The organism is Streptomyces sp. NPDC050263 (assembly GCF_040655955.1).
Taxonomy (GTDB): domain Bacteria; phylum Actinomycetota; class Actinomycetes; order Streptomycetales; family Streptomycetaceae; genus Streptomyces.
The window spans coordinates 19,329-37,834 of sequence record NZ_JBFAKW010000013.1 but is presented as its reverse complement, the minus strand read 5'-3'; the positions used below and the strand labels follow the sequence as shown (position 1 = coordinate 37,834).

Annotated in this window: 19 protein-coding genes and 2 pseudogenes; 4 read left to right on the top strand and 17 right to left on the bottom strand. The window is 69.3% G+C overall.

The features are described from left to right. Positions 1-43 precede the first annotated feature (43 nt). Positions 44-625, bottom strand: a complete 582-nt coding sequence (locus tag AB0J04_RS08590; RefSeq protein WP_363167604.1) for a hypothetical protein — start codon at positions 623-625, stop codon at positions 44-46. A 153-nt stretch (positions 626-778) separates the two neighbouring features. Between AB0J04_RS08590 and AB0J04_RS08585 the strand changes: the two genes are divergently transcribed. From AB0J04_RS08585 to AB0J04_RS08575, 3 genes are all read left to right on the top strand, one after another. Beyond that, the gene (locus tag AB0J04_RS08585) at positions 779-2,071 is read left to right on the top strand and encodes a histidine kinase (protein ID WP_363167603.1); all 1,293 of its coding nucleotides are present in this window, start codon (positions 779-781) and stop codon (positions 2,069-2,071) included. 1 nt (position 2,072) lies between these two features. Then, positions 2,073-2,720 (top strand): response regulator transcription factor, encoded by a 648-nt coding sequence (locus AB0J04_RS08580; RefSeq protein WP_363167602.1) that lies wholly within the window; start codon positions 2,073-2,075, stop codon positions 2,718-2,720. Between the two features lie 123 nt (positions 2,721-2,843). Then, entirely contained in the window at positions 2,844-4,664 is a 1,821-nt protein-coding gene (locus AB0J04_RS08575; protein WP_363167601.1) for a glycoside hydrolase family 18 chitinase, read from the top strand. A gap of 14 nt (positions 4,665-4,678) precedes the next feature. On the opposite strand, the gene AB0J04_RS08570 is transcribed toward AB0J04_RS08575, so the two are convergent. The 14 genes and pseudogenes from AB0J04_RS08570 to AB0J04_RS08505 form a co-directional block, all read right to left on the bottom strand. Next, on the bottom strand, positions 4,679-5,125 hold the full coding sequence (locus AB0J04_RS08570) for a DUF2550 domain-containing protein (protein WP_363167600.1): 447 nt from the start codon (positions 5,123-5,125) through the stop codon (positions 4,679-4,681). Between the two features lie 142 nt (positions 5,126-5,267). After that, positions 5,268-5,642 carry a F0F1 ATP synthase subunit epsilon gene (locus tag AB0J04_RS08565; protein ID WP_079659511.1) on the bottom strand — a complete coding sequence of 125 codons (375 nt, stop codon included), beginning with the start codon at positions 5,640-5,642 and terminating at the stop codon, positions 5,268-5,270. Between the two features lie 133 nt (positions 5,643-5,775). Further along, positions 5,776-7,212, bottom strand: coding sequence for a F0F1 ATP synthase subunit beta (gene atpD / locus AB0J04_RS08560; protein WP_363167599.1), 1,437 nt, complete (start codon positions 7,210-7,212; stop codon positions 5,776-5,778). Then, a complete protein-coding gene (locus AB0J04_RS08555) occupies positions 7,212-8,129 on the bottom strand; it encodes a F0F1 ATP synthase subunit gamma (RefSeq protein ID WP_363167598.1) in 918 nt (305 codons plus the stop codon). The genes atpD and AB0J04_RS08555 overlap by 1 nt, the downstream gene beginning before the upstream one ends. Positions 8,130-8,150: 21 nt before the next feature. After that, positions 8,151-9,740, bottom strand: coding sequence for a F0F1 ATP synthase subunit alpha (gene atpA, locus AB0J04_RS08550; RefSeq protein ID WP_363167597.1), 1,590 nt, complete (start codon positions 9,738-9,740; stop codon positions 8,151-8,153). A 134-nt stretch (positions 9,741-9,874) separates the two neighbouring features. Continuing rightward, complete coding sequence (locus AB0J04_RS08545; RefSeq protein WP_363167596.1) at positions 9,875-10,696, bottom strand: F0F1 ATP synthase subunit delta; 822 nt, start codon at positions 10,694-10,696, stop codon at positions 9,875-9,877. After that, on the bottom strand, positions 10,693-11,241 hold the full coding sequence (locus AB0J04_RS08540) for a F0F1 ATP synthase subunit B (RefSeq protein ID WP_351913313.1): 549 nt from the start codon (positions 11,239-11,241) through the stop codon (positions 10,693-10,695). The genes AB0J04_RS08545 and AB0J04_RS08540 overlap by 4 nt, the downstream gene beginning before the upstream one ends. Positions 11,242-11,287: 46 nt before the next feature. Continuing rightward, entirely contained in the window at positions 11,288-11,533 is a 246-nt protein-coding gene (locus AB0J04_RS08535; RefSeq protein WP_020131181.1) for an ATP synthase subunit C, read from the bottom strand. Between the two features lie 74 nt (positions 11,534-11,607). Beyond that, positions 11,608-12,417 carry a F0F1 ATP synthase subunit A gene (atpB, locus tag AB0J04_RS08530; RefSeq protein WP_358801293.1) on the bottom strand — a complete coding sequence of 270 codons (810 nt, stop codon included), beginning with the start codon at positions 12,415-12,417 and terminating at the stop codon, positions 11,608-11,610. A gap of 222 nt (positions 12,418-12,639) precedes the next feature. Next, the gene (locus tag AB0J04_RS08525; protein ID WP_363167595.1) at positions 12,640-13,053 is read right to left on the bottom strand and encodes a hypothetical protein; all 414 of its coding nucleotides are present in this window, start codon (positions 13,051-13,053) and stop codon (positions 12,640-12,642) included. Between the two features lie 302 nt (positions 13,054-13,355). After that, entirely contained in the window at positions 13,356-13,910 is a 555-nt protein-coding gene (locus AB0J04_RS08520; RefSeq protein WP_363167677.1) for a hypothetical protein, read from the bottom strand. An 88-nt stretch (positions 13,911-13,998) separates the two neighbouring features. Beyond that, positions 13,999-14,304, bottom strand: a pseudogene (locus tag AB0J04_RS08515) (class I adenylate-forming enzyme family protein); the annotation flags it as partial. A 23-nt stretch (positions 14,305-14,327) separates the two neighbouring features. After that, complete coding sequence (locus tag AB0J04_RS08510) at positions 14,328-14,651, bottom strand: hypothetical protein (protein ID WP_363167594.1); 324 nt, start codon at positions 14,649-14,651, stop codon at positions 14,328-14,330. 145 nt (positions 14,652-14,796) lie between these two features. After that, on the bottom strand, positions 14,797-15,051 hold the full coding sequence (locus tag AB0J04_RS08505) for an acyl carrier protein (RefSeq protein WP_363167593.1): 255 nt from the start codon (positions 15,049-15,051) through the stop codon (positions 14,797-14,799). Between the two features lie 149 nt (positions 15,052-15,200). Between AB0J04_RS08505 and AB0J04_RS08500 the strand changes: the two are divergent. Further along, positions 15,201-15,500 (top strand): annotated as a pseudogene (locus AB0J04_RS08500) (acyl-CoA dehydrogenase family protein); the annotation flags it as partial. Positions 15,501-15,614: 114 nt separating this feature from the next. Here AB0J04_RS08500 and AB0J04_RS08495 read toward each other — a convergent pair. Then, the gene (locus AB0J04_RS08495; RefSeq protein ID WP_363167592.1) at positions 15,615-17,033 is read right to left on the bottom strand and encodes an MraY family glycosyltransferase; all 1,419 of its coding nucleotides are present in this window, start codon (positions 17,031-17,033) and stop codon (positions 15,615-15,617) included. A gap of 185 nt (positions 17,034-17,218) precedes the next feature. After that, the gene (gene glyA, locus AB0J04_RS08490) at positions 17,219-18,481 is read right to left on the bottom strand and encodes a serine hydroxymethyltransferase (protein WP_363167591.1); all 1,263 of its coding nucleotides are present in this window, start codon (positions 18,479-18,481) and stop codon (positions 17,219-17,221) included. Positions 18,482-18,506: the final 25 nt, after the last annotated feature.

Genomic DNA, 18,506 nt, shown 5'->3' with positions numbered 1-18,506 from the left:
GCATCCTGGCTCGCGCAGTCAACAAGGCGGTCGGCGGCGAGCGCTAAGGCATCTTGGCCTGTTCCCGCTCGGTCTTCGGGTCCGGGTCGCGCTCGGGGCGCTCCTTCGGGAAGAGGGTGTAGCTGCCGGCGATGACGACGTTGATGCCGATCACCCACAGCATCCGCTGCTGCCAGGCCCGCAGCGAGGCGATCTCGCCGTCGCCGCCGACGTACCAGACGGCCGTCTGGAGCAGGGCCATGGCGACCAGCGCGGCGACGGCCCAGCGGCCCGCGACCTTCCACTCGTGGACGGCGCGGGCCATGCCGTACTTCGGCGGCCGCACCGGCGGCGGGCCGCCCGCGAAGCGGTGGGCGACCCGGGCGTCGGCCCACCGGATCGTGGAATGGCCGAGGCCCACGGTGAAGCCGATGTAGACGGCGGCCAGGCCGTGCCGCCAGTTCGGCTCGGCGCCGTTCTTCAGGTCGATCGCGGTCACGGCGAACAGCACGACCTCCAGCAGCGGCTCGCACAGCAGCAGGGCCAGGCCCAGCCGCGGCATCCGGAACACGTACCGGAAGGCCAGTCCGGCGGCCAGCAGCGCCCAGAAGGCCACCTCGCAGGCAATGATCAGTGCGACGATCACGGTTCGCTCCTCTCGCTCACCCTCCCAGGCTCCCGTCGCGGGCCGACGGTTTCGTCGTCGCCGCTGACGAGCTCGCGGTACATCGAAAGATGCAGTTCGGGACCGTCCCCGGGGAGCAGGCGGCGAGGGCGCGGGACGTGTTGGATGGAGGACATGGCTGTCCGAGAGCTGCGCCGCCTGCCCCGCCCGCACCGCTTCGACGTGTACATCGCCGTCGGCGGGCTGCTCGGCGGCCTGCTGCTGGTGGCCGTCGGCCTGAACACCCGGCCGGCCAAGGATCCGATCACGCTGTTCGAGGGCCCGTGGCCGATGCTCGTGCCGCTCGTCGTGATGTCCGGCTGCGAGTTGCTGCGCCGGACGGCCCCGCGTACGGCCCTGCTGACCGGCACGGTCGCGGTGAGTGCGGACGCGCTGACCCAGGGCAGCCTGGCCACCCTCCTGATGTTCACCGACGTCATGTACGCGGCCGTCCTGTACGGCCCGCTCGCCTCCGCCCGTCGGATCCAGTGGATCACCGGCCTGCTCACGGTGGCCGGGACGCTGGTGCCGTTCGCGGTGTGGCGGACGCCTGAGGTGCTGCTGATCGGCGTGGTCGTCGGCGTCGGCGCGTACGGACCCGCCGCCACCGGCTGGCTCGTGCGCAACCACCGTGACGTCGCCGAGGCCGCGCGGCTGCGCGCCGAACAGACGGCGCTGCTCGCCGAGATGGACCGCGCCCAGGCCGTGACGTCCGAACGGGCGCGGATGGCACGGGAGTTGCACGACATGGTCGCCAACCATCTGTCGGCGATCGCCATCCACTCCACGGCCGCGCTGTCCATCGACGATCCGGCGACCTCGCAGCAGGCGTTGAAGACCATCCGGGAGAACAGCGTCGAGGGGCTTGCGGAGATGCGGCGGCTGATCGGCATCCTGCGCGACGGCGGCGGGGACAAGGAGCCCGCCGCGACCCCGACCCTGGACGGCCTCGCCGCCCTGGTCGAGGGCTCCCGTGCCAACGGCCTCGACGTCGGGCTGGACGACGGACTGGACGACGGACTGGACAAGGGACTGGACGACGGACTGGACAAGGGACTGGACGACGGGCTGGACAAGGGACGCGGCGGCGATCGCGGCCCGGTTCCGACGCCCGTCGAACTCGCCGCGTACCGGATCGTCCAGGAGTCGCTGACCAACGCCCTCAAGCACGCCTGCCCGGGCCGGGTGACGGTGCGTCTGGCTCGGCGCGACGGCATGCTGGACGTGCGGGTGAGCAGCCCGTACGGCCACCGGGACGGGCCGCGCGCACCCGGCTCCGGGGCCGGTCTGGTCGGGATGCGCGAGCGCACGGCACTGCTGGGCGGCACCTTCGCGGCCGGGCCCGAGGGCGAGTGGTGGACCGTGCGCGCCGTGTTGCCGCTGACCGAAGCCGTTCCCGCACCCGCCCCCGTCTCTGAGGAGAGTTGACGTGATCCGCGTGCTCGTCGCCGAGGACCAGTCCGCCGTCCGCGCCGGACTGGTGCTGATCCTGGGCAGTGCGCCCGACATCGAGGTGGTCGGGGAGGCGGCGGACGGGGAGCAGGCGGTGGCGCTGGCCCGGGAGTTGAGGCCGGATCTGGTGCTGATGGACATTCAGATGCCGCGTCTCGACGGGGTGTCGGCGACCCGGGCGGTCGTCGCGGAGGGGCTCGCGGACGTCCTGGTGCTGACCACCTTCGACCTCGACGAGTATGTGTTCGGGGCGCTCAGGGCGGGTGCGGCCGGGTTTCTGCTGAAGAACACGGAGGCCCGGGATCTGCTCGCCGCGATCCGCACCGTGGCGGGCGGGGAGGGGCTGATCGCCCCGGCCGTGACGCGCCGTCTGATCGCCGAGTTCGCCGCGAAGCCGGTCCGGGCGCCGACCGCGGACAGGGCCGTCCTCGACTCGCTCACCCGACGTGAGCGCGAGGTGCTGGCCTGTCTCGGCGCGGGGCTGTCCAACGCGGGGATCGCCGAGCGGCTGGACATGGCGGAGGCGACGGTGAAGACGCATGTGAGCCGGCTGCTGGGGAAGCTGGAGCTGCGAAGCCGGGTCCAAGCGGCCGTATTGGCGCAGGAGTTGGGAATCCAGAGCTGATCTGGAGGTTTAGAAGCGGGACTGGTCCAGACCTCTTGACCGGTGGTACAGACCTTTCTATTCTCGCGGCACTGTGGGCGTGAAGGCTCAGTCGCGCCCCCCGACTCCCCTAGGAGGCGCAGCATGCGCTTCAGACACCGAGTCGCGGCAGGGTTCGCCGCCCTGTTGCTCCCGCTGGCCGGCGCGGTCGGCCTCGCAAGCCCCGCCGAGGCCGCCACGACCGCCACCGCCACCTACACCAAGGCCTCCGACTGGGGCACCGGCTTCGAGGGCAGATGGACGGTGAAGAACACCGGCACCACCGCCATCAGTTCCTGGACGATCGAGTGGGACTTCCCCTCCGGCACGTCCGTCACCTCCGCCTGGGACGCCGACGTCACGTCCTCCGGCACCCACTGGACCGCCAAGAACAAGTCCTACAACGGCTCGATAGCCGCCGGCGCCTCGGTCTCCTTCGGCTTCAACGGCGCGGGCTCCGGCTCCCCGTCCAACTGTCGGCTCAACGGCGACAGTTGCGACGGCACCACGGTCCCCGGCGACGCCTCCCCCTCCGCCCCGGGCACCCCCACCGCCTCCGCGATCACCGACACCTCGGTGAAGCTGACCTGGTCCGCCGCCACCGACGACAAGGGCGTCAAGAACTACGACGTCCTGCGCGGCGGCGCCAAGGTCGCCACGGTGACGACGACCTCGTACACCGACACCGGTCTCACCGCCGGCACCGACTACTCCTACACCGTCCAGGCCCGGGACACCGCCGACCAGACCGGACCGGTCAGCGGCGCGGTCGCCGTGCACACCACGGGCGGCACCAACCCCCCGCCCGTCGGAAACAAGGTGAAACTCGGCTACTTCACCGAGTGGGGCATCTACGGCCGCAACTACAACGTCAAGAACCTGGTGACGTCCGGCTCGGCCGCGAAGATCACGCACATCAACTACGCCTTCGGCAACGTCACGGGCGGCCAGTGCGCGATCGGCGACTCCTACGCCGACTACGACAAGGCGTTCACCGCCGACCAGTCGGTCAGCGGCGTCGCCGACACCTGGGACCAGCCGCTGCGCGGCAACTTCAACCAGCTGCGCCAGCTGAAGGCCAAGTACCCGAACATCAAGGTGCTGTGGTCCTTCGGCGGCTGGACCTGGTCCGGCGGCTTCGCCCAGGCCGCCGCCAACCCGGCCGCGTTCGCGCAGTCCTGCTACAACCTGGTCGAGGATCCGCGCTGGGCCGATGTCTTCGACGGCATCGACATCGACTGGGAGTACCCGAACGCCTGCGGCCTGTCCTGCGACACGTCCGGGGCGGCGGCCTACAAGAACCTGATGCAGGCCCTGCGCGCGAAGTTCGGCACGGGCAACCTGGTCACCGCGGCCACCACCGCCGACGGCTCCGCCGGCGGCAAGATCGACGCGGCCGACTACGCGGGCGCCGCCGCCTACGTGGACTGGTACAACGTGATGACGTACGACTTCTTCGGCGCCTGGGCGGCGCAGGGCCCGACGGCCCCGCACTCCCCGCTCACCTCGTACAGCGGCATCCCGCAGGCCGGGTTCACCACGGCCGACGCGATGGCCAAGTTCAAGGCGAAGGGCGTGCCCGCGAGCAAGCTGCTCATCGGCATCGGCTTCTACGGCCGCGGCTGGACCGGCGTCACCCAGGACGCCCCGGGCGGCACGGCCACGGGCCCGGCGGCGGGTACGTACGAGCAGGGCATCGAGGACTACAAGGTCCTCAAGACGTCCTGCCCGGCCACCGGCACCATCGCGGGCACGGCCTACGCGAAGTGCGGCAGCAACTGGTGGTCCTACGACACTCCCGCCACGATCGGCACGAAGATGACCTGGGCCAAGAACCAGGGCCTCGGCGGCGCGTTCTTCTGGGAGTTCAGCGGCGACACCAGCAACGGCGAGTTGGTGAGCGCCATCAACAGCGGACTGTCGTAAGACAGTTCGCGTAGTTAAGCGACGTTGACTCGCTGACCGGGCGGGGCTGCCTCCAGCCACGCGAGGAAACCGGTCAGCGCGTCTTCGCTCATCGCGAGTTCGAGGCGCGTGCCCTGATGGACACAGACGAGGATCACCGCGTCGGACAGCAGGGCCAGCTCCTCCTCGCCCTCGGGGAGACGGCGGCCCGCCACCTCGATCGAGCCGCGTTCCAAAACCCGGCGCGGGCGGTAGGCGTAGGAGAAGACGCGGTACCACTCGATGCGGTCGCCGTTGTAGCGGGCGACGCCGTAGCTCCAGCCTTTTCCGCTGGTGTCCGGTTTCTCGGGCACGTCCCAGCGCAGGGAACAGTCGAAGGTGCCGCCGGAGCGCTGGATGAGTCTGCGGCGCAGGCCGAAGACGAACAGCCCCAGCACCACCAGGGCCACGACGATTCCGCACACAGTCAGAGCGAGGACCATCGACACCGACCTCCTCGTCTCCTAGGTACCGAAAATAGGTAACGGAACGGAAAAAACATCCGTATCTGCCTCAGCCGCGGCCGGCTCCGGATTGCTCCGGTGCCGGCCGCGGCTGAGTGACGTCATACGGCTCCGCGCTGGGTCAGCGCGTCGCCGCCGCACGCAGTCGAACGTCCGCGCGACGCTCGGCGGCGGCGTCGCCCTCCGCCTTCGCGCGCTCGAGCTCCCGCTCCACGCGCTGGACGTCGATCTCGTCCGACAGCTCGGCGATCTCGGCCAGCAGCGACAGCTTGTTGTCCGCGAACGAGATGAAACCGCCGTGCACCGCGGCGACGACCGTTCCACCATCACTCGTACGGATGGTCACCGGGCCCGACTCCAGCACACCGAGCAGCGGCTGGTGACCGGGCATGACGCCGATGTCGCCGGACGTGGTGCGCGCGACGACCAGGGTGGCCTCGCCGGACCAGACCTCTCGGTCGGCCGCGACCAGCGCGACGTGCAGCTCAGCAGCCAAGGTGGCTCCTCGGGTCACCACCCGGCGGGTTCTGCCGGGTGTTGGTTACAAGTCTAATGGGCGTGAAAGAGGGGGCGGGACGCGCCCGCCCCCTCACACGCGTTTCAAAGCCTGGAGCAGTTCGGCTCCGAGCTCAGGAGACGCCCAGCTCCTTGGCGTTGGCCTTGAGGTCCTCGATGCCACCGCACAGGAAGAACGCCTGCTCCGGGAAGTGGTCGTAGTCGCCGTCGATGATCGCGTTGAACGCGGTGATCGACTCGTCCAGCGGGACGTCCGACCCGTCGACGCCGGTGAACTGCTTGGCGACGTGGGTGTTCTGGGACAGGAAGCGCTCCACGCGACGGGCGCGGTGGACGGTGAGCTTGTCCTCCTCGCCCAGCTCGTCGATACCGAGGATCGCGATGATGTCCTGAAGGTCCTTGTACTTCTGCAGGACCGTCTTGACGCGCATCGCGGTGTTGTAGTGGTCCGCCGCGATGTAGCGGGGGTCCAGGATCCGGGACGTGGAGTCCAGCGGGTCCACGGCCGGGTAGATGCCCTTCTCGGAGATCGGACGGGAAAGCACCGTCGTCGCGTCGAGGTGGGCGAAGGTGGTGGCCGGGGCCGGGTCGGTCAGGTCGTCCGCGGGGACGTAGATCGCCTGCATCGAGGTGATCGAGTGACCACGGGTCGAGGTGATGCGCTCCTGGAGGAGACCCATCTCGTCGGCCAGGTTCGGCTGGTAGCCCACCGCGGAGGGCATCCGGCCGAGCAGGGTCGAGACCTCGGAACCGGCCTGGGTGAAGCGGAAGATGTTGTCGATGAAGAACAGCACGTCCTGCTTCTGCACATCGCGGAAGTACTCCGCCATGGTCAGACCGGCCAGGGCCACGCGCAGACGGGTGCCCGGGGGCTCGTCCATCTGACCGAAGACCAGGGCGGTCTTGTCGATGACGCCCGAGTCGGCCATCTCCTCGATGAGGTCGTTGCCCTCACGGGTGCGCTCGCCGACACCGGCGAACACGGAGACACCGTCGTGGTTGTTGGCGACGCGGTAGATCATCTCCTGGATGAGCACCGTCTTGCCGACGCCGGCACCGCCGAACAGACCGATCTTGCCGCCCTTGACGTACGGGGTCAGCAGGTCGATGACCTTGACGCCGGTCTCGAACATCTCGGTCTTCGACTCGAGCTCGTCGAAGCGCGGGGCCTTGCGGTGGATGGACCAGCGCTCGCCGTCGTAGGTCTCGTCGACGTTCAGCACCTCACCGAGGGTGTTGAACACCTTGCCCTTGGTGAAGTCGCCGACCGGGACGGTGATGCCCGTGCCGGTGTCGGTGACCACGGCCTGGCGGACCAGACCGTCGGTGGGCTGCATCGAGATCGTGCGGACCAGGCCGTCACCCAGGTGCTGGGCGACCTCCAGGGTCAGCGTCTTCTTCTCGCCGGCGAGGGCCGGGTCGGCCACCTCGACGTGAAGGGCGTTGTAGATCTCCGGCATGGCGTCGACGGGGAATTCCACGTCGACGACCGGGCCGATGACCCGGGCGACGCGGCCCGTGGCAACGGCCGTCTCAACTGTCGTCGTCATTACCTGTCACTCCCCGCGGTCGCGTCGGCCAGGGCTGCGGAGCCACCGACGATCTCGCTGATTTCCTGGGTGATTTCGGCCTGGCGGGCCGCGTTGGCAAGGCGGGAGAGCGTCTCGATGAGCTCTCCTGCGTTGTCGGTCGCCGACTTCATCGCGCGCCGCGTGGCGGCGTGCTTCGAGGCTGCCGACTGGAGGAGGGCGTTGTAGACGCGGCTCTCCACATACCGCGGCAGAAGGGCGTCGAGGACGTCCTCCGCCGAGGGCTCGAAGTCGTACAGCGGAAGGATCTCGCCCTTGGGGGCTGCTTCCTTCGCCACCTCGTCGAGGCTGAGCGGCAGCAGACGGTCGTCGAGCGCCGTCTGCGTCATCATCGAGACGAACTCGGTGAACACGATGTGGATCTCGTCCACCCCGCCGTCCGCCGTGTCCTTCTCGATGGCCTCGATCAGGGGGGCCGCGACCTTCTTGGCGTCCGCGTACGTCGGCTCGTCCGTGAAGCCCGACCACGAATCCACGACCGTGCGCTCACGGAAGTGGTAGTGGGCCAGACCGCGCCGGCCGACGATGTAGGTGTCGACCTGCTTGCCCTCGGCCTCGAGGCGTGCCGTCAGCTGCTCCGCGGCCTTGATGGCGTTGGAGTTGAAGGCGCCCGCGAGACCGCGGTCGCTCGTCAGGAGCAGCACCGCGGACCGCACGACCGTCTCGGCCTGCGTGGTCAGCGGGTGCTTCGTGTTCGAGCCGGTGCCGACCGCCGTGACCGCGCGGGTGAGCTCGGCCGCGTACGGCGAGGAGGCCGCCACCTTGCGCTGCGCCTTGACGACGCGCGAGGCGGCGATCATCTCCATCGCCTTGGTGATCTTCTTGGTCGCGGTGACGGATCGGATGCGACGCTTGTAGACCCGGAGCTGGGCTCCCATGAGTCAGGTCCCTTCCTTACGTCACTTGGCCGCGGCCGGGGCGTCCTCGCCGAGAAGCTTGCCGTCCGAGGTCTCGAACTGCTTCTTGAACTCGGCGATCGCGTCGGCAACAGCGATGAGGGTGTCGTCCGACATCTTCGCGCCCTCCTTGATGGAGGTCATGAGGCCCTGCTCCTTGCGGTGCAGGTACTCCAGGAGCTCCTTCTCGAAGCGGCGGACGTCGGCGACCGGAACGTCGTCCATCTTGCCGGTGGTACCGGCCCACACGGAGACGACCTGGTCCTCGGTCGGCATCGGCTGGTACTGCGGCTGCTTGAGCAGCTCGACCAGTCGCTGACCACGCTCCAGCTGCGACTTCGACGCGGCGTCCAGGTCGGAACCGAAGGCGGCGAAGGCCTCCAGCTCACGGTACTGGGCGAGGTCGAGGCGGAGCCGGCCGGACACCTGGCGCATGGCCTTGTGCTGGGCGGAGCCGCCGACGCGGGAGACCGAGATACCGACGTTCAGGGCCGGACGCTGGCCGGCGTTGAACAGGTCGGACTCCAGGAAGCACTGGCCGTCGGTGATGGAGATGACGTTGGTCGGGATGAACGCCGAGACGTCGTTGGCCTTCGTCTCGACGATCGGCAGACCGGTCATCGAGCCGGCGCCCAGGTCGTCGGAGAGCTTCGCGCAGCGCTCCAGCAGACGGGAGTGCAGGTAGAAGACGTCGCCCGGGTAGGCCTCGCGGCCCGGCGGGCGGCGCAGCAGCAGCGACACGGCGCGGTAGGCGTCGGCCTGCTTCGACAGGTCGTCGAAGATGATGAGGACGTGCTTGCCCTCGTACATCCACTGCTGACCGATGGCCGAACCGGTGTACGGCGCCAGGTACTTGAAGCCGGCCGGGTCGGACGCCGGGGCGGCGACGATGGTCGTGTACTCGAGCGCGCCGGCCTCTTCGAGGGCGCCACGCACGGAGGCGATGGTCGAGCCCTTCTGACCGATGGCGACGTAGACGCAGCGGACCTGCTTGTTCACGTCGCCGGAGCGCCAGTTGTCACGCTGGTTGATGATCGTGTCGACGGCCAGGGCGGTCTTGCCGGTCTGGCGGTCACCGATGATCAGCTGACGCTGACCACGGCCGATCGGGGTCATCGCGTCGACGGCCTTGTAGCCGGTCTCCATCGGCTCGTGCACCGACTTACGGGCCATGACACCGGGAGCCTGCAGCTCCAGGGCACGGCGGCCGGACGTCTCGATCTCGCCGAGGCCGTCGATCGGGTTGCCGAGCGGGTCGACGACACGGCCGAGGTAGCCCTCGCCGACGGCCACGGACAGCACCTCGCCGGTGCGGGTGACCGGCTGGCCCTCCTCGATACCGCTGAACTCACCGAGGACGACGGCGCCGATCTCGCGCTCTTCCAGGTTGAGCGCGAGGCCGAGGGTGCCGTCCTCGAACTTCAGCAGTTCGTTGGCCATGGCCGAGGGGAGGCCCTCGACCTTCGCGATGCCGTCGCCGGCAAGGGTGACCGTACCGACCTCCTCGCGCGAGGCCGCGTCCGGCTTGTACGACTGGACAAAGTTCTCCAGCGCGTCCCGGATCTCCTCCGGCCGGATCGTGAGCTCCGCCATCTGGGTTCCCTGCTCTCCTTGTTGGGCCCGAAGTTTCACTTTGGGGGGATGGGGACTCCCCCCTGAAAGAGGTGAATCCTCTGCACGGCCCAACCAGGGCCGCCATCAGTTCGACTTGCGGTCTTGAGTTGCTGCTAGCTCGCCATGCGGCGGGCGGCGTCCTCGATGCGGTCCGCGAGGGAGCCGTTGATCACCTCGTCGCCGACCTGCACCCGGATCCCGCCGAGGACCGCGGGGTCCACGTCGAGGTTGAGGTGCATCGGGCGGCCGTAGAGCTTGGCGAGGGCGGCGCCGAGGCGCTGCTTCTGCGGGTCGCTCAGCGGTACCGCCGAGGTGACGACGGCGACCATGCGGTCCCGGCGCTCAGCGGCGAGCTTGGACAGGGCTTCGAGGCCCGCTTCCAGGCTACGTCCACGGGGCGCGGTCACGAGGCGGGTCACCAGTCGCTCGGTGGCCGCGTCGGCCCGGCTGCCGAGCAGGCTGTGCAGCAGCTCGCTCTTGGCCGAGGCGGTGGCCTTCCGATCGGTCAGTGCGGCGCGCAGCCCGGTGTTCGAGGAGACGATCCGTCCGAAGCGGAACAGTTCGTCCTCGACGTTGTCGAGCTTGCCCGCCTGCTGCGCGGCGGTGAGGTCGGCGATGTTCGCCAGCTCCTCGAGCACGTCCACCAGGTCGCGGGACTGCGACCAGCGGGAACGCACCGTGCCGGCGACCAGGTCGGCCGTGCTGCCGCCGACCTGGCTGCCGAGCAGGCGCTGGACCAGCTCGGCCTTGGCGTCGCCGGCCTGCGACGGGTCGGTGAGGACCCGACGCAGGGAGACCTCGCGGTGGAGCAGGGCGGTGACGGCCGCCAGCTCGCCGGCCAGCCGTGCCGCGTCCACGGACGTGGAGTCCGTCAGCGCGTCGAGACGCTCACGGGCTGCTGCGAATGCCTCGCGGCTCGCTCCGTGTGCGGTCATCGAGACGCCTCGGCCTTCTCCTCGAGCTCGTCGAGGAAGCGGTCGATGACGCGGCTCTGGCGGGCGTGGTCCTCGAGGGACTCGCCGACCAGCTTGCCGGCCAGTTCGGTGGCGAGCTTGCCGACGTCCTGGCGCAGCGCGGACGCTGCGGCCTTGCGGTCGGCCTCGATCTGGTTGTGCCCGGCGGCGACGATCTCCTCGCGCTGGCGCTGGCCTTCCGCGCGCATCTCGGTGATGAGCGTGGCGCCCTGCTCCTGTGCCTCCTGGCGCAGCCGCGCGGCCTCGTGACGGGCCTCGGCCAGCTGGGCCTTGTACTGCTCCAGAACGCTCTGCGCCTCGGTCCGAGCAATCTCGGCCTGTTCGATCCCGCCCTCGATGGCGTCGCGGCGTTCTTCCAGAACCTTGTTGATGTTCGGAAGGAGCTTCTTGCCCAGGACGAAGAACACGATCGCGAACGCGATCAGACCGATGACGAGCTCGGGGATCTCCGGGATCAGAGGATTCTGGGCCTCCTCCTCAGCCGCGATTTGCAGCAAGGGCGAGATCACATCAGTTCCTTCCGTGGAATTCTCTCGTCGGCGTTAAACCGGATCAGGACGTCGGGTAGACGAAGCCCATGACCAGGCCGATCAGGGCGAGCGCCTCACAGAGCACGAAGCCGAGGATCTGGTTCTGGCGGATCAGACCGGCGGCCTCGGGCTGGCGGGCGAGCGCCTGCGTGCCGTTACCGAAGATGATGCCAACGCCGACGCCGGGGCCGATGGCCGCGAGACCGTAGCCGATGGCAGCGAGGTTGCCCTTGATTTCGACCGCGGCGAGGGTGTCGAGAGCGGACATGCCGTAACTTCCTTCTCTTTACACAGGCCGGTGGGGGTTGGCCACCGGAAGTTCAGGGGGTGTTGATCAGGTGCTCAGTGGTGCTCGGCGAGCGCGCCCTGGATGTAGCTGCAGGACAGGAGGATGAAGACGTAGGCCTGAAGGGCCTGGATGAACAGCTCGAAGACCGTCATCACGAGGACCATCAGGAACGAGACCGCCGAGTAGGCGATGCCGATGCCGTTGAGGAGGTACCAGGTCCCGATGGTGAAGATCAGGATCAGGACGTGCCCGGCGAACATGTTGGCGAAGAGCCGGACGGCGTGCGTGAACGGCCGGATGAACACGTTCGACAGGAACTCGAAGAACATGACCATCGGGAACACGGGGCCGAGCGACGGGTCGTAACCCGTGATGTTCTTCCAGCCGCCGATGAAGCCGTGGCGCTTGAACGTGATGCTCATCCACACGATGTAGACGAGCGCGGCGAGACCCACCGGGAAGGCGATGACCGCGGTGGCCGGGAACTGGGCGACCGGGATGATCGACCAGAGGTTCATGATCCAGATGAAGAAGAACAGCGAGACCATCAGCGGGACGTACTTCTCGCCCTCCCGCTTGCCGATCGTCTCGTACACGACCCCGCGACGGACGAAGTCGTAGCCGGCCTCGCCCACCATCTGGAGCTTGCCCGGGATCAGCTTCGGCTTGTTGAAGGCGGCCCAGAAGAATCCACAGACGAGGACGGTGGAGACCAGCGACAGCAGCATCGGCTTGTTGAATTCGATGCCGCCCACGGTGAACAGCGGCTCGAACAGGAACGAGTGCAGGCCGGGGGTCGGGAAACCGCACCCGTCGAAAATATGACAGTCGGTCTCGAAGGCGAGCGTTTGGGCGTTACTCACCGCGAGCTCCTTCAGCGTGGCGCATGGGTACGGCAACCTCGATGTGTCGGCGCGGCCTGCGACCGCGGGACGGCACTGGACTGGACTTACGGATATGGGGGCGGCGACTGGGCTCCGAGCCGTGAGGCGTCACAGGCACGGCTGCCGCCCGCGCCAGCTCTGCCGCAGTTGTGGCGAGACCATAGCAAAAGAGCGGAAGTCCCTTTACACCGGCCCTACAGGTCACGACGTCGTCCGGGCTGAGTCCGGCTCGACGTAGAGGATCTTGGCCTTCATGTGCGAGCGCACCTGCGCGGCCATCCACACGAGGGTGGCCGCGAGCAGGGTGAAGGCGAAGGCTTTCGGGTTGAAGGCCGAGGTCCCCTTGAAGACGATCAGCAGGATCATCAGGAACAGGATCTGAGTGGTGTAGAGCAACAGCCCCATCGACTGGAACAGGTGGGGAAGTTGGCGCGCGGTGCGCAGCAGCACCATCAGTCCGCCGCCCATGAACAGCAGGACGAGAACCGCGCCGAAGACGGCGCCGAGCGCTCCTTTGCCGCCGGCAACGGCAGCACTCACCGCGACTCCCGCCGCACCCGCGAGCACGGTGGGCAGGGCACAGTGCACGAGCGTTCGTACGTCGTTGGACTGCATGGCGGCAACTCCGCATTCAAGGGGGGCAGGGTGTCGTCATGGACGAGCGTAGTCCCGGCCCGAGGGGCGAGAGACCTCACGCCACCTCGCTCCAATGAACCGTCGTGGTGCGGTCCTTCGGCTGTCTCCGGGGGTTCTCGTGAACCGTATCACAAACTATTTGATGAGGTCTTTACCTAGTGAGTGTGCGGGCTGTCACACATGAGAGTGACAGTGCGCGTCTGTGCGGAATCCAGGGGAGCTTGTCTGGTAATGGGGCGTTTGCCCACTCCTGGCTCTCCCACGACTTGGCAATGCTCTAGTCAGATTCTTACCTTGAGACTCACCGGATCATCGAACTTCCGGCGCACGTAAGAGAGGTCCGCAAGGAGGTCCGCCGAGCTGAATCGCCGGCTGCGCAGCCGGGGCGGGGCCTCGAACGGCAGGTCGCCCGTCGCCTCCCAGCACAGCCGTCCGTCGGTGTCGATGTAGCTGCGGGTCCGTCCCTTGTTGTCCGGGTGCAGACAGTAGGGGATGTCCAGGTAGCCCTTCCGGAAGGCCAGCAGCAGGGCGCGGCCCACGTCCGGGTCGAGGTTCAGGACCGCGCCGACCAGCGCCGAGGCCTCCTCCAGGATCACGGAGCCGGCCGGGTCGTCGGCTCCGGCGTCGGCGGCCGGCTCTGCGCGGGCCGCCCAAGCCGCGTACTCCAGGGCGCGGACGTTCGCCTCGATGGTCGGGATGCGCTGCGACTCCGAGGCGGTCTTGACGATCAGCCGTTGCGCGCCGCCCCTGACGGCGAGCTCGGCCGCCTGGCCGAGCAGGCGGTAGGACCCGTCGTGGGTCTGCGGGTAGAGACCCATGTACGCGTAGACGACGATGTGCCAGTCGATCGCCGGCAGCAGCTCCCCGCACGCGGCGGAAGGAGCGGGCGGTGTCCTCGGGGTTGCGCCAGTACCCGGCCATCACATGGGGACCGTCGGTGAGGACGAGTTCGGGTTCGGCGTTCCCCAGGACGGAACGGAGGTGGAACTCCTTCATCGCCGGGTTGAGCGGGACGAGGACCGCGCCGGCGCGGGACGTGCCGTAGAAGACGGCGGCCAGTTCGCGGCCGGTCGGCAACTGGACCACGACGCGGTCGCCGCGGCCGATGCCCTGGCCGCGCAGCCAGGCGGCGAACGCCCCGGCGGCCGCGGCGAGTTCGCGGTAGGTCCAGCGGCCGGCGGCGTCCCGGACGGCCGGGGCGTCGGGCGCCTCCTCGGCTGCGGCGCCCAACAGGGCGTGGATGGCCTGGCCGTTCAAGCGTGTTCCCCCGTCTGCCTTGCTCGGGTGGTGGGCGTGCGCGCGTCCCGCAGGGCGCGGCGGTCGGTCTTTCCGTTGGCGTTCAGCGGCAGGTCCGCCAGCACGGTGAGGGTGGCGGGCACCATGTACTCGGGCAGCCTGGCCCGCAGGGAGGCGAGCACCTCGGCCGCCTCGACGCCGTCCGCCGTGCAGGCGGCGACGAGCAGGGCGTCGCCGCCCGGGCCGGGCCGGGTCAGCGCGACGGCGGCGCGGCCCGGGGCGATGCCGACGTCGATGAGTTCGTCCACGCCGCCGCCCAGGCCGCCGTGGGCGGTGGGCACCAGCAGGCCGAGCAGGCCGGTGCGGCGAGTTGCGTCGAGGGCCGCGAGGGGGACTCGGCCCGTTCGTCGCAGGACGCGGCGTGCTTCTCGGCCGTCTCGCAGACCTGGCGGACGGCTTCCCGCGTGGCCTGCGCGTCGAAGCCGCTCATATCGAGTCCGCCGCGTCCGCGGGCATCGCGGCGACGGCCGCGTTCCACAGGCTGCCCGCGGTGGTGAAGGTGTCCTCGGTGAGGGCCTCGTCCGGCAGTTGCACGCCGAAGGTGTCCTCCAGGGCGAACATCAGCTCGATGGCCTGCATGGAGTCCAGACCCAGTTCGCGCAACCGGGTGTCGGGCGTGATGGCCTGGTCGCCGAGAAAGGGCAGGAACGGCGTGAGCATCTCGGTAGAGCGGGCGTCCACGGAAGACTTTCCCTTCGATGTGACTGGCTTCTATTCACGGTCGAGCGCGCGGTTGAGGAGGGCGCTCAGGCCTTCGACGCTCTGCAGGTTCTCGGGCATCAGGTCGGCCGCGTCGAACTCGACGCCGAACCGGTCTTCGAGCACCTCCACTCGCCGACCTGTTCGTGGCCGAGCAGGTCGCGGCCCAGTCGTGCGCGCACGCCAGTGAGCGCTGGGACGCCAATTCCCCGGACCTCGTCGTGGCGACCGTCGTGGCGAAGCACCTCTGCGCCGGTCACGCGGCGAAGGGCGCGGCCGCGGCGGTACAGGTCCTGGCCTCCGCGGGGGCGCGGGACGGGCATGTCGTGGCGCGCGCGTACCGGGACGCGAAGCTGATGGAAATCATCGAGGGCAGCAACGAGATCTGCCAGTTGATCCTGGCGCAGCACGCCGTGGCGACGGCGCGGTGACCACCGTGGGGAGAGAAACCATGGCCATCACCCGCATCGCCCGCCCCATGGGCAGTTCACCGGTAAGGGCGACGGAAAGGGAGCGCCCCCGAGCGTATTAAGGGATCCTGGCCGTCAGCGGGACGTTCCGGCCTTGCGCCGGTCCAGGGAGCGCGCACTGCCCCCGATCGCGGTCGCCCCGTTGGCTCCCCTGACGCCCACCGCCACCGGTGCCTGCTCCTGCGCCTGCTCCTTCTCCTCAACAGAGGCAGAGGCGGCAGCGGCAGAACCGGCGACGGAGGCAGAGGCAGCCGTAGCGGGCCCCTCCGACGCGTACGGTCCGGCAGCGGCCGCAGGCTGCTGCGCGGCGGCCGTGGCGGCCACGGTGGCCCGCCGGTAGCGCGGCGGGACGAACGCCTCGGCCCAGCGCGGCGCACGCGGCGTGAAGCGCGGCAGCAGGAGCAGGAGCAGCCCGATCGCGCTCAGGAACACGACACCGAGGACGATCCACATCGAGGCCGCGTTGACGGAGTAGGCGAGCGCGCCGAACGCGATCAGCGCCGACCAGAAGTACATGATCAGCACCGCGCGGCTGTGCGAGTGGCCGATCTCCAGCAGCCGGTGGTGCAGATGCCCGCGGTCCGCCGCGAACGGCGACTGGCCGCGCCAGGTGCGGCGCACGATCGCCAGGACCAGGTCGGCGGCCGGGATCGCGATGATCGTCAGCGGCATCACCAGCGGGATGTAGACCGGCACCATCTGGTGGACGGCGTTGCGCTCGGACCCGGAGAACAGCTTCATCACGTCGGGGTCGACCTGCCCCGTGATGGAGATCGCGCCGGCGGCCAGCACCAGCCCGATGAGCATCGAGCCGGAGTCGCCCATGAAGATCCGCGCGGGGTGCATGTTGTGCGGCAGGAAGCCCAGGCACATGCCCATCAGGATCGCCGCGAACAGCGTCGCCGGGGCGGCGGCCTCGATGCCGTACGAGTACCAGATGCGGTAGGCGTACATGAAGAACGCGGCGGACGCGATGCACACCATGCCCGCGGCGAGGCCGTCCAGGCCGTCCACGAAGTTGACGGCGTTGATGGTGATGACGACCAGCGCCACGGTCAGCAGGGTGCCCTGCCACTGGGTCAGCGCGACCGTGCCGACCAGCGGGATGGGCAGCCACAGGATCGTCAGACCCTGCATGACCATGACGCCGGCGGCGATCATCTGGCCGCCCAGTTTGATCAGGGCGTCGATCTCGAACTTGTCGTCCAGGACTCCGATGAGCCAGATCAGCGCCGCCCCGGAAAGCAGGGCGCGCGGCTCGTTCGACTTCTCGAAGACCTCGTTGAGGTTGGTGAGATGGTCGGCGACCAGCAGACCGGCGCACAGGCCGAAGAACATCGCGATCCCGCCGAGCCGCGGAGTGGGTTCCCGGTGCACGTCACGGGCCCTGATCTCCGGCATCGCTCCGGCCACGATCGCGAACTTACGTACCGGCCCTGTCAGCAGATACGTCACCGCGGCCGTGATGCAGAGCGTCAGCAGGTATTCACGCACGGGCTTCCCCACAGGTCTCGCTGGCCATCTCAGTCCCACACCCTAGCGATCGACTCCTACTCGGCGCATATGTGTCGCATATGTGTGAGGACTTCCGGGTAGTGACGATGGTTTCACGTGATGCTGTGTGGAGTGGCACCAGGGGGGTGCGCGCCGGGGCGTGTACGGGGTACGCCTGCCCCGGTTCAGGCCGGGTAGGGCGGAAACGCCCGGGTCAGTTCGCGCACTTCCTCGCGGGCCTTCTTGCTCTCGATCTCGTCCCGCAGCACCCCCGCGAGCAGCGCCGCGATCCGTCTCATCTGCTCCTCCCCCATGCCCTGGGTGGTGACCGCCGCGGTGCCCAGGCGCAGGCCACGGGCGTGCGCGGCCGTGACATATCCGGCTCCGCCGTGTGGCAGGGCGCAGCAGTCCAGCACCATCCCGGCGGCCGCGAGCAGCCCGCGCGCGGTGCGTCCGTCGACGCCGAGGGGCGCGGGGTCGGCGGTGATCAGATGGGTGTCGGTCCCGCCGGTCGTGACGACCAGCCCCGCCCCCTCCAGAGCGGCCGCGAGCACCCTCGCGTTGGCGACCACCTGATGGGCGTACACGCCGAACGCCGGTGTTGCCGCCTCGCCGAACGCGACGGCCTTCGCGGCGATGGTGTGCATCTGCGCGCCGCCCTGGGTGAACGGGAAGACGGCCCGGTCCACCCGCTCGGCGAGTTCACTGCCGCAGAGGATCATCCCGCCGCGCGGCCCGCGCAGCACCTTGTGGGTGGTGGCGCAGACGATGTCGGCGTACGGCACCGGGCTGGGCGCCGCTCCTCCGGCGACGAGCCCGATGGGGTGGGCGGCGTCGGCGATGAGATAGGCGCCGACCTCGTCGGCGACCTCCCGGAAGAAGGCGTGGTCGAAGTGGCGGGGGTAGGCGATGGACCCGCACACGATCGCCTTGGGCCGATGGCTGCGGGCCAGCGTGCGAACCTGCTCGTGATCGACGAGCCCGGTCTCCGCGTCCACCCCGTAGGGGACGAAGTCGAACCAGCGCCCGGAGAAGTTCGCCGGCGAGCCGTGGGTGAGATGGCCCCCGTAGGGCAGCCCCAGCGCGAGGACGGTGTCGCCGGGCCGCAGCAGGGCGGCGTAGGCGGCCAGCACCGCCGAGGAGCCCGAGTGGGACTGCACGTTGGCGTGCTCGGCGCCGAACAGCGTCTTGGCGCGGTCCACGGCGATGCGCTCGGCGACGTCCACGATCTCGCAGCCGCCGTGGTGCCTGGCCCCCGGATACCCCTCCGCGTACTTGTTGGCGAGCGGCGAGCCCAGCGCGGCCAGCACGGCGGGCGAGGTGAAGTTCTCGGCGGCGATCAGCTGGAGCGTCGACGCCTGCCGCTCCCGTTCCCCGAGCAGGATCTCGGCCAGCTCGGGGTCCTGCCGGCGCAGGACATCGGCCTCGGGGACGTGGGTGACCGACATGATGCGCTCCGGGCGTCGACGGTGA

Bases quoted from the DNA above. Each gene is read 5' to 3' on its own strand.
- AB0J04_RS08585 (WP_363167603.1), top strand. From the start codon at position 779: ATGGCTGTCCGAGAGCTGCGCCGCCTGCCCCGCCCGCACCGCTTCGAC.
- AB0J04_RS08575 (WP_363167601.1), top strand. From the start codon at position 2,844: ATGCGCTTCAGACACCGAGTCGCGGCAGGGTTCGCCGCCCTGTTGCTC.
- AB0J04_RS08570 (WP_363167600.1), bottom strand. From the start codon at position 5,125: ATGGTCCTCGCTCTGACTGTGTGCGGAATCGTCGTGGCCCTGGTGGTG.
- atpD (WP_363167599.1), bottom strand. From the start codon at position 7,212: ATGACGACGACAGTTGAGACGGCCGTTGCCACGGGCCGCGTCGCCCGG.
- AB0J04_RS08555 (WP_363167598.1), bottom strand. From the start codon at position 8,129: ATGGGAGCCCAGCTCCGGGTCTACAAGCGTCGCATCCGATCCGTCACC.
- atpA (WP_363167597.1), bottom strand. From the start codon at position 9,740: ATGGCGGAGCTCACGATCCGGCCGGAGGAGATCCGGGACGCGCTGGAG.
- AB0J04_RS08545 (WP_363167596.1), bottom strand. From the start codon at position 10,696: ATGACCGCACACGGAGCGAGCCGCGAGGCATTCGCAGCAGCCCGTGAG.
- AB0J04_RS08535 (WP_020131181.1), bottom strand. From the start codon at position 11,533: ATGTCCGCTCTCGACACCCTCGCCGCGGTCGAAATCAAGGGCAACCTC.
- AB0J04_RS08525 (WP_363167595.1), bottom strand. From the start codon at position 13,053: ATGCAGTCCAACGACGTACGAACGCTCGTGCACTGTGCCCTGCCCACC.
- glyA (WP_363167591.1), bottom strand. From the start codon at position 18,481: ATGTCGGTCACCCACGTCCCCGAGGCCGATGTCCTGCGCCGGCAGGAC.